Annotated in this window: 9 protein-coding genes; 6 read left to right on the top strand and 3 right to left on the bottom strand. The window is 62.0% G+C overall.

What is annotated here, in order from left to right; translation table 11 throughout:
- Both ABJF10_RS25305 and ABJF10_RS25300 read left to right on the top strand, forming a co-directional pair.
- Positions 1-2,084 (top strand): efflux RND transporter permease subunit (locus ABJF10_RS25305; RefSeq protein WP_348547406.1); only part of this gene is annotated, 2,084 nt, incomplete at its 5' end.
- Between the two features lie 24 nt (positions 2,085-2,108).
- Complete coding sequence (locus ABJF10_RS25300) at positions 2,109-3,026, top strand: alpha/beta hydrolase (RefSeq protein WP_348547405.1); 918 nt, start codon at positions 2,109-2,111, stop codon at positions 3,024-3,026.
- Positions 3,027-3,035: 9 nt separating this feature from the next.
- On the opposite strand, the gene ABJF10_RS25295 is transcribed toward ABJF10_RS25300, so the two are convergent.
- Positions 3,036-4,154 (bottom strand): HAMP domain-containing sensor histidine kinase, encoded by a 1,119-nt coding sequence (locus ABJF10_RS25295; protein WP_348547404.1) that lies wholly within the window; start codon positions 4,152-4,154, stop codon positions 3,036-3,038.
- A 215-nt stretch (positions 4,155-4,369) separates the two neighbouring features.
- Between ABJF10_RS25295 and ABJF10_RS25290 the strand changes: the two genes are divergently transcribed.
- Both ABJF10_RS25290 and ABJF10_RS25285 read left to right on the top strand, forming a co-directional pair.
- Positions 4,370-5,515: a sensor histidine kinase gene (locus tag ABJF10_RS25290; protein WP_348547403.1), complete on the top strand. Its 1,146-nt coding sequence runs from the start codon at positions 4,370-4,372 to the stop codon at positions 5,513-5,515.
- Complete coding sequence (locus ABJF10_RS25285) at positions 5,512-6,183, top strand: response regulator transcription factor (RefSeq protein WP_348547402.1); 672 nt, start codon at positions 5,512-5,514, stop codon at positions 6,181-6,183. The genes ABJF10_RS25290 and ABJF10_RS25285 overlap by 4 nt, the downstream gene beginning before the upstream one ends.
- A gap of 48 nt (positions 6,184-6,231) precedes the next feature.
- Here the strand turns inward: ABJF10_RS25285 and ABJF10_RS25280 are convergent, their stop codons facing one another.
- Both ABJF10_RS25280 and ABJF10_RS25275 read right to left on the bottom strand, forming a co-directional pair.
- The gene (locus ABJF10_RS25280; protein WP_348547401.1) at positions 6,232-6,765 is read right to left on the bottom strand and encodes a GNAT family N-acetyltransferase; all 534 of its coding nucleotides are present in this window, start codon (positions 6,763-6,765) and stop codon (positions 6,232-6,234) included.
- Complete coding sequence (locus ABJF10_RS25275) at positions 6,762-7,352, bottom strand: XRE family transcriptional regulator (RefSeq protein WP_348547400.1); 591 nt, start codon at positions 7,350-7,352, stop codon at positions 6,762-6,764. Before ABJF10_RS25275 ends, ABJF10_RS25280 begins: the two co-directional genes overlap by 4 nt.
- Positions 7,353-7,432: 80 nt before the next feature.
- Between ABJF10_RS25275 and ABJF10_RS25270 the strand changes: the two genes are divergently transcribed.
- Entirely contained in the window at positions 7,433-8,422 is a 990-nt protein-coding gene (locus ABJF10_RS25270; RefSeq protein WP_348547399.1) for an alpha/beta hydrolase, read from the top strand.
- 23 nt (positions 8,423-8,445) lie between these two features.
- Positions 8,446-9,801, top strand: coding sequence for a hypothetical protein (locus tag ABJF10_RS25265; protein WP_348547398.1), 1,356 nt, complete (start codon positions 8,446-8,448; stop codon positions 9,799-9,801).
- The last annotated feature ends 87 nt before the right edge of the window (positions 9,802-9,888 follow it).

The following is a 9,888-nucleotide window of genomic DNA, read 5'->3' as shown; positions in this document are numbered from 1 at the left end:
CGTGGCGGGCGACGATCATTCCGCTGGTCGCGGTGCCGGTCTCGCTCATCGGCACGTTTGCCGCGCTGGCGGCGTTTGGCTTTTCGCTCAATAACCTCTCGCTCTTCGGGCTGGTGCTGGCCATCGGCATCGTGGTCGATGACGCCATCGTCGTCGTGGAAAACGTCGAGCATCATCTGGAGGACGGTCTCGAGCCGCGCGCCGCCGCGCGCAAAGCGATGGACGAAGTCAGCGGCCCGGTCGTGGCAGTCGCGCTAGTCTTAAGCGCGGTCTTTATCCCGACCGCGTTTGTGAGCGGGATCACGGGACAGTTCTATCGACAATTTGCGCTCACCATCGCCGTCTCGACGGTCATCTCGGCGTTCAATTCGCTCACCCTCTCCCCGGCGCTGGCCGCGCTGCTATTGCGCCCGCGGAATGCGGACCGCGATTGGTTTCAAAAGGTCCTGGATGGCGTGCTCGGCTGGTTTTTCCGGATTTTCAATCGCGTGTTTTCGTTGGGCAGCGGGGTGTATGGCAATGGCGTCCGCCGCCTCTGCCGCCTGGCCTTCCTGGTGCTCGTGTTCTACGTCGGACTGCTCGCTCTGACCGGGCTGGGCTTCAAGGTCGTGCCCGGGGGATTCATTCCGACGCAGGACAAGGGCTATGTGATCGCCTTCGTCCAACTGCCCGACGCGGCCTCGCTGGAGCGGACCACTGCGGTGCTGGATCACATGGCCAAGATCGCGCGCGAAACGCCCGGCGTGCTCAACACGGTCGAGTTTGCCGGCTTCAATCTGCTCGGCGGCAACCAGACGAACACGGGCACGATGTTCGTGCCGCTCGTGGAATACTCCAAGCGCGAGTCGCCCGAATTGGGAGCCATGGGCGTGCTGGAGCGCCTGCAGAAACGTTATATCGCCGAGGTGCCGGAGGGCTTCGTCGCCGTCTTTCCACCGCCGCCGGTGAGTGGCATCGGCAACGCCGGCGGTTACAAGCTCATGATCCAGGACCGCGGCAACGCCGGTCTGGACGAGCTGCAGAAACAGGCGTTTGGCTTGATGATGAAGGCCAATGCCAACCCCGAACTCGCGGGCAACCTGACGACCTTCCGCGCCAGCGTCCCGCAGCTCTATCTCGAGATCGACCGCGTCAAGGCGAAGAGCATGGGCGTGCCCTTGAGTAATATCTTCGACACGCTGCAGACCTATCTGGGCAGCGCCTACGTCAACGACTTCAACCTCTTCGGGCGCACCTATCGCGTCACTGCCCAGGCGGACGCGAAGTTTCGCCTCCAGCCGGAAGACGTGGCGCTCTTGAAGACCCGCAACAGCGCCGGAAAAATGGTGCCGCTCGGCAGCGTGTGCACCGTGCGCGAGACCAATGGGGCGGACAAGATCGTCCGCTATAACATGTTTCCCGCAGCGGAGTTGACCGGCCAGCCGGCGCCCGGCGTCAGCACCGGGCAGGCGGTCGACGCGGTGGAAAAACTGGCGAAGGAAAATCTGCCGCGCGCCTTCTCGACGGAGTGGACCGAACTGACCCTCCAGCAGAAACTGGCCGGCAACAGCGCGCTCTATATCTTTCCGCTGTGCGTGCTGTTTGTCTTCCTCGTGCTCTCCGCGCAGTACGAGAGCTGGGCGTTGCCGCTGGCGATCATTCTCATCGTCCCGATGTGTCTGCTCAGCGCGATCGGCGGCGTGTGGCTGCGCGACATGGACAACAATATCTTCACGCTGATCGGCTTCGTCGTGCTGGTCGGCCTGGCTTGCAAGAACGCCATCCTGATCGTGGAGTTTGCCCAGCAGATCCAGCATCGGGACGGCAAGGATGCCATCGCCGCCGCCGTGGAAGCCTGCCGGTTGCGGCTGCGGCCGATCTTGATGACTTCCTTCGCTTTCATTCTCGGCGTGGTGCCGCTGGTCATCAGCAAAGGAGCCGGCGCAGAGATGCGCCAGGCGCTCGGCACCGCCGTTTTCTATGGCATGCTGGGGGTCACCGGTTTCGGTTTGTTCCTCACGCCGGTCTTTTACGTCGTGATTCGGAAGTTGACCGGACAGTCGAAGTCTCTCGCCCCACCGGAGGGCAAGAGTGTAAGTCCATAGTGCAGACCCTCGCCCCCGAACCTTATGACATCCAGAATCGTCCTTCCGCTCCTCTTCCTGCTCGCTCTGGCGTTCAGCAGCCCTGCCGGGGAATCGCCGAAAACCAAACCCACTCCGGCAAAGAAGGAGATCGCGCCGTTCTCCGTGACGGTGACGGGTTCCGGTCCGCCGATGATCCTCATTCCCGGGCTGGCCTGCTCTGGAAATGTGTGGGACGGCACGGTCGAGCATTTCAAGGACCGCTACGAATGCCATGTGCTCACCCTCGCGGGCTTCGGCGGCCAACCGGCGATCGGCACACCCTTCCTCGAACCGGTGCGCGATGGGTTGATCAAATACATCGCGGAAAAGCACCTCGATCATCCGATCATCATTGGCCACAGCCTCGGCGGATTCATGGCCTTCTGGGTCGCCGCCACCGCGCCCGACCAGGTCGGTCCCATCGTGGCGGTGGACGGGATGCCCTTTTACGCCGCACTGCTCGATAACACTGCCACCGCGCAATCGATCATCCCGCAGGCGGAAGGCATGCGTGCGCTGTTCAAGGACCAGACGCCGGAGCAATTTGCGTTTCGGGTGCGGGGATTTCTGACCGGGATGATCACGTCGCCGAAAGACATTGCGAAGGTGGCCGAGGGGAGCGGGAAGTCCGACCCCAAGGAAGTCGCCCAGGCTTTCTACGAGCTGATGACCATCGACCTGCGGTCGAAGGTCCAAGCCATCCGCACGCCGGTCCTGGTCATCGGCGCCACTGCGGCGGTGTCCGATCCCGGGCAAAAGAAAGAGGCGGAAGACAACTACCGGGCAGAGGTGGCGACCATCGCCCACCACAAGGTGGTCTTCGCGGCGAAGGCCAGGCATTTCATCCAGTTGGACGAGCCGGACTATTTCTATCAAGAGGTGGAGACGTTCCTCAAGGAATCGTCCGCGCCGGGCCAATAGAACGGCATCCTACCTGGTGTTCGGAATCGTAAAGGTGAACGTCGCCCCTGAGCCGTGAATGCTCTCGGCGGAGACCGTACCGTCATGGGCCTCGACAATCTGCTTTACGATGGCCAGCCCCAGCCCCGTTCCTTCCTTGTCCGGGTCCGTGGCGAGCTTGTCGAACACGCTGGACAGCATCTCCAGCGGGATGCCGGCTCCATTGTCGCGCACCGCGCATCTCACCGCGCCGTCCTCCTGCGCCGCTGTCACCATGACTCGTCCGCGGGCGGCATACTTGAAGGCGTTACCCAGCAGGTTTTGAAAAACCTGGGAGATGAGTCCCGCATCCGCAAACATGACCAAGTCGCGCGGAATCTCGTTGATCACGGTCACATCGTGTTTCGACGAAACGGAGCGCAGATCGACGATCAGGCGCTGAACAAGAGGCCAGAGTTCGAAGGTGCGACGCTCCGGACTGAAGGAACTGCCCATTTCCGACGCCTGCACACTGCTCTCCAGCACGCGTTTTACCAATTCTTCCACCCGCCGCAGATTGCGTCGGAGGATCTCGAAGAGGTCGCCCGTTTCGCCCAGCGTCTTTTCGTCGAGGGTCAGCCGCAGTTCGTCGACGACCAGAGAGGCCGCATTAAGAGGGGTGCGTAGATCGTGGGCGAGGAAGGCGAGATGATCGCTCTCCCGTTCTTTGCGGATGAGCGCCTGCTGGGCGGCGAAGGCCGTCACCGCCAGCCGCACCGCTTCGTCGATCCGATGATTGATGATATGCGCCGTATCGCCGATGACATAGAGGCCATTTCGCTCCGCGATGGTGGTAAAAGCCACCCGCAGGAGATTGTACTCGGCGACCACTTCGCCCACGTCCAATCCATCGTAGAAGCGCTGGACTCCATGGACCGGTGGACTGCCCCGCGTGTGTTCGCTGGAAAGAGCGCCGTCACGTCCCAGCACAAGGTCGCGGATGATCTCCGCCACGACGTCGGGAAGATGATCGGTGATCGTCGGCCTATCCAGGTTCAGATCCTGCAGGAGCACGCCCGCACGGACTCGCCATTCGCTGATGATCTCCTCCCGGCAGCGACCAAAGAGCTCGGCCAGATTTTCGACCGCGCAATCGTTTTGTAAATTCAAGTGCCGCACCGTTCACCGCATCGGGAAGAATAGCCAAGGATTTTACCGCGGAAGAGAGAGGCCCGCCAGCAAGGCGCAGGACGTAGCAAATTTGCCTACAAGGCAAGATTTTTGCGCCCAGGAGAGAGCGCGTCTCAACTGGGCAGCTTTCCGATCGGCATGCATGCATCTCACTCGCCTCGTAGGCCATCTTCCTTTTAACGACTGACGATCTCTTGCCCAGAGCGCTGAACATCCCCGGCCTGCTGACTGGATTCCATCGAGCTAAACGACGGGAAGCCGTTGATTTGTTGCCCGACTGTGTACGGGATGTTATTCACTTAGCCATGTCCTCCCGCGAAGCTCTGTGCCGCCAGCCGGAATGGCTCGTTATTGGCGAGGCCGCCAGCCTGGTCGGGCTGATTGGGTGGGTTGATTATATCACCGGATGGGAATGGAGTTTTTTTCTCTTCTACGCGGTGCCGATTGTCCCGGTGGTGTGGAAGTCAGGGATGCGCATCGGTTTCGCCTTTGCCATCTTTTGTTCCATCATTTGGTGGCTGGCCCAGGTGCAGGATAATCCGTACCGAACCAACTGGGGATTGGCCATGGCGATGGCGAACCGGTTGTTCTACTTCTGCGTCCTGGTCGTCGCGGTGGCGGCCATGGAGGCCCAGCGTGAATCGGACCGCAAACGCATTGCGTCACTCGAACGCGCGCAACAATTGGAGCGCGAAATCCTGCGGACCAGCGAGCGGGAGCAACAACGTCTGGGGAGGGACCTGCACGACAGTCTCGGGCCTCATCTGGCGGCGATTGGCTACGCGGCCAGTTTCCTGGCGAGTGATTTGCGGGAACGGGACCAACCGGAGGTCGCGAAAGCGGAAAAAATCCATGAATTGGTCGGGGAAGCCGTGGCCCTGACGCGCGGACTGGCCAGAACCGTCTTTCCGGTGCAGATGGACAGCACGGGTCTGGCCGCCGCCTTGGAAGATCTCGCGAAGACCACCTCCGATCTCACCGGCAAGGTGATCACTTTCGATGACATTGGGGAGACTTTGCTGGCCGACCCGGAGGCCGGCATGCATCTCTTCCGAATTGCCCAGGAAGCAATGAACAACGCCTTGAAGCACGGTGCCGCGAAAAGAATATCCATCACCTTGGGTGCGTGTGAGGGTGTCATCCGGCTCGTCATTGCCGACGACGGGAAAGGCATGTCCCAGGTGGCGAGCGGCACACGAGGGATCGGCCTGCACTCGATGACATATCGGGCGCGAGCCATGGAGGGCGAACTGAAAATCGATTCGCATCCGAGTGGAGGAACCGTCGTGACGTGTGAGATTCCCGATCGCCAACCCAACCTGACCGCCCCCGCCTCATGAGTGAATCATCGACCGAAGAAAAAAAGAAAATCCTCATCGTCGAGGACCACCCGCTTTTTCGCGCCATGCTGGTGCAACTGATCGAAAACGATCTCGAGATGACGGTCTGTGGCGAAACGGACAACATCAAGGATGCGCTGGCGCTCGTGGAGAAAACGATGCCGGACGCCGCCCTCGTAGACATTACGCTGCAGGGATCGAGCGGGCTGGAGCTGATCAAGGATTTGCGCGCGCGGGACCTGCATTTTCCGGTGCTGGTCGTGTCGATGCATGAAGAGCAGCTCTACGCGGAGCGCGTCTTGCGGGCGGGAGCCCGGGGTTATATATCCAAGCAGGAACCGCCGTTGGAAGTCGTGAAGGCGATTCGCAGTGTGATCGCGGGACGTATTTACGTCAGCGAACGGGTGACCGGATCCATTCTCGAGAAGATGGACGCCTCGGGCAAGACGGGCGGACCGGCGGGTATCGAGGTGCTCTCCGACCGGGAAATCGAAGTCTTCCAACTCGTCGGTCGTGGACTGAATTCACGAGAGATCGCCCAGCGCATCAACCTTGGCATGACCACAGTCGACACGTATCGGCAACGCATCCGGGAAAAGCTGGGTATTAGAAACGCCGCGGAGCTTTATCAACGCGCGGTAAAGTGGGTGACGGAGACCGGTGTTTAGGCGGCCGAGCGGGGCTGCCGGCGAGCTGGCGGGCGAGCGATGCCTGCGTCATGACGGATCGAGTTGGCGGTAAAAGACCGTCGTGCTGCAAAGGCCGCCTTCCGGCATCAAAGCGAAGCCGGGGATATCACCCACACGCACCCAGCCCAAGCGCGCGTAGAGGCGGGCAGCGTCGCCTCCGGTGACAGCGTCGAGCACCAGCAGCGTCTTGCCGCATTCGCGCGCGGTGGTTTCGGCGGCCTTCATCAGCGCCGCGCCCAGCCCCCGGCGGCGGGCGCGGCGATGCACCAGCATCTTCGAGAGATCGGCGCGATGCGGTTGGTTCTCGGGTAGATCGAAGCTGAGCTGTACGGCGCCGCACACGCCGTGGGCATCCTCGGCGACCAACAGCGCGCGTTCGCCTGCGGCCACGCTTTGCGCCACGCGGCGCCAGAACGCCACGGCGCGGTCGCGGGTGAGGGGATGCATGAAGCTCACCGAGGCGCCGCCTTCGACGCAGTCGATCAACACGTCCGCCAGGGCCTCGATCTGTGCCGCGTCGAGCGTGGGCAGGCGTCGCAGGGACCAAGTGGGTGCGGTCATCGTTTCAAGGCGGGTTCGGAGGCGATCACCACGGCATAGCGCGCCGGTTTTCGTGTGGGATTGTGAAACAGCGTCGGGCCACCAAGTTGCATGGCGAGGCAATCGCCCCCGCGCAAGCGGTAGCGCTCCGTGCCGAGCGTGATGTCCATCGCGCCTTCGAGCATCCACACCTGTTGATGCACGCGCACGTCGCGGCCGCCGGTTTCGAAAGCCACGCGTTGACCCGGCGGAAAGTGCACCTCGACGATCTGCATCGGCTGCGGCACACCCGGCGGCGAGACGTTACGCCGGACATAAGCCGAGGCGGGGTCTTGCCACTCGGGCTGATCAGCGCGTCGGGCGATCGGTCCGCTGGGGGACGTGGCGGGTGGATCGAACAGCGAGGCCAGCGTCACGCTGAGGCCCGCGGCGAGTTTTTCCAGGACGACCGCGGTCGGGCTGCTTTCCCCGCGCTCGACGAGCGAAATCATAGAGCGACTCACGCCGCTCTTGCGGGCGAGCACGTCGAGGGAAAGGCCCTGCGCGGATCGCAACTGGCCCACTCGCCCGGCGATGCGTTGATTCACATCGGATAGCAGTTCTTTCATGATGGATGATGTATCCAATATAATGGATGGGATCAATTCCTATCTCTCCCTGTGCCAGAGTTGCCCTCCTGAACTCCCCCATGATTCGCCTTCCTTCCCTACACCCACGTTTCGCGCTGACCTTGCTCGCCTTCGCCACAGCCGTCGCAGGCCTCGCCGCAGAGACGCCCGGGCCGTCGAAAGCTGTGTCGAAAATCCCCGTGACGAAGCCGACGCTGGCCAATGTCCCCTACGGCACGCACGAGCGGCAGGTGATGGATTTCTATCAAGCGACGTCTGACAAACCGACGCCGGTGGTTTTTGCCATTCACGGCGGCGGATGGCAGAATGGAGACAAGTCGGTTTTCAACGACGTCTCTCGTTACCTCGCCGCCGGTATTTCGGTCGTTGCCATCAACTACCGGTTCATCCCGGACGCCGAGGCGGAGAAAGTGGTGCCGCCCGTGAAAGGACCGCTCTCCGACGCCGCGCGCGCCTTGCAGTTTGTCCGCAGCAAGGCCGGCGATTGGAAGATCGACAAGCGACGCATCGGCGCGACCGGCAGTTCGGCGGGCGCGTGCAGTTCGCTCTGGCTGGCGTTTCATCCCGACATGGCCGATCCGAAAAGCGACGACCCGATCGCGCGCGAGTCCACCCGGCTCTGGTGCGTGGCCGTGGTGAAAGCGCAGACGTCACTCGACCCGGCGCAGATGAAGGAATGGATCCCGAACAATAACTATGGCGCTCACGCCTTCGGCTTCAAAGGCGACCCCGCGCAGAAGCTCGCTCCGGCCGATCAGTTTCTCGCCAACCGGGAATCGATCCTGCCGTGGATTGCGGAGTATTCACCCTATGCATCGGTCAGTGCGGACGACCCGCCGGTCTATCTGGGCTATTACACTCCGCCCGCCCTCGGTCAGCCGCAGGAAAGTCCGGCCCACTCGGCCAACTTCGGCGTGAAGTTGCAGGAGAAATGCCGGGAGGTCGGTGTGCCGTGCGAGCTGGTCTATCCCGGTGCGACAGAAGTGCTGCACGCCACCGCGGCGCAATATCTCGTAGAAAAGCTCAAGGCCCCATCGGCGAAGCCATGAGCGCGCGATCATTCATGAAAACAATGTCCCTTGCTGCGGGCGCTGGCTTGGCGCTCTTCGCATCCAGCTTCGCCAATGACATGCCGGGAGAGATTTCGGTCAGCCAATACCACTCCATCCAGGAAGCCATCGATGCCAATCCCGGCCGCAGTGTCTATCTGCCGGCGGGGGATTATGTGATCTCGGAGAAGATTCGCATTCACGGCGACGATGCCGGCTTGTTCGGGCCGGGGCGGATCATTCAAACGAATCCCGATCAGCCCATCATCACCGTCGAGCGGGCCTCGGGCGTCCGGCTGCGGCAGATGACCCTCACCCGCGCGGAGGGGAAGATGGACAGCCGCTCCGAAGGCGTCTTCGCCGCCCAGTGCCGCGATCTCGTGCTGGAGGAATTGCGGGTGATCGACAACCATTCGGCGGCTGCGGCGATATCCTTGCGGGAATGCGCCGCCAGCCAGGTGCGCCATTGCCTGGTGCAAAATTACACGCGCATCAGCGTCGATGACCGTACGGCCAACCCGGAGCTGGGCTACGCCTTCAAGTGCATCGATGGCACCGGCATCACGGTCGACCGCTGCGTCGGAGCGCTGATCGAGGGCAACCGGGTGATCGAACTGCACTTGCTGCCTACGCCGGAGATCCAGAAGGAATTCGACCTCGGCAAATTCGTGAAGAAGAACGCCCAGAAAGGCATCCTCACCAACCAGAAGGTGTGGGACGACGAATACATGAATGCCTGGCACCAGGGCTCGGCCATCGTCGTCAATGCGCCGGAGGTCAGCGACTGCACGCAGGTGCTCGGCAACTATATCGAGAATGCCGCGCAAGGCCTGGACATCCACGCCGACCATGTCGTCGTCTCGCAAAATATCGTCAACAACGCTTTCATCGGGATGAAGGCCATGCACGGTTCGCGCCACGTGCTCATCATCGGCAATCAGTTCATCAAAAACGATCTATGGAGCATCGGACTCATGCCCGGGGCCGCCTCCCATGTGGCGACCCCGGCGCATGACGGCAAAGCAGCGCTGCCCGCCAACGTGGATGGCGGCTCGATCATCGCCAACAATATCATCTCCGACTTCGGCTACGGCCATGCGCACTGGATGTGGGGCAACGACGGCAATCCGTTGCGCTTCGATCACGGGCAGCGGGCGGATGGTCCGCCGCTGTCCGATGTCGTCGTCCAGGGCAACATCGTTTACGACACCGGTCGCGATCAGGTCATCGTGGATGGTCGGCCGCAGGTCGAGCCGCCACGCTACAAGTACGCCGTCCGCATTGAAGGCGGGCCGTCGGCGCCGCAAGGCCTGCATTTTTCGAACAACCTCCTGCACCCGGGCGCGAACGGCGTCTCGAACGTCGAACTCGCACCTTAGAGGCTGGGGGAAAAGTACCGCTCTCCCTCATCTGTCATTCTGAGCGGAGTGTAACGGAGTCGAAGAACCCCGTCGCTCTACCAAAGA

The sequence above is a fragment of the Chthoniobacter sp. genome, from assembly GCF_040003245.1.
In the GTDB taxonomy this organism is placed as follows: domain Bacteria; phylum Verrucomicrobiota; class Verrucomicrobiia; order Chthoniobacterales; family Chthoniobacteraceae; genus Chthoniobacter.
Note: the sequence above shows the minus strand (reverse complement) of the source record. Positions and strands in the feature narration are given on the sequence as shown.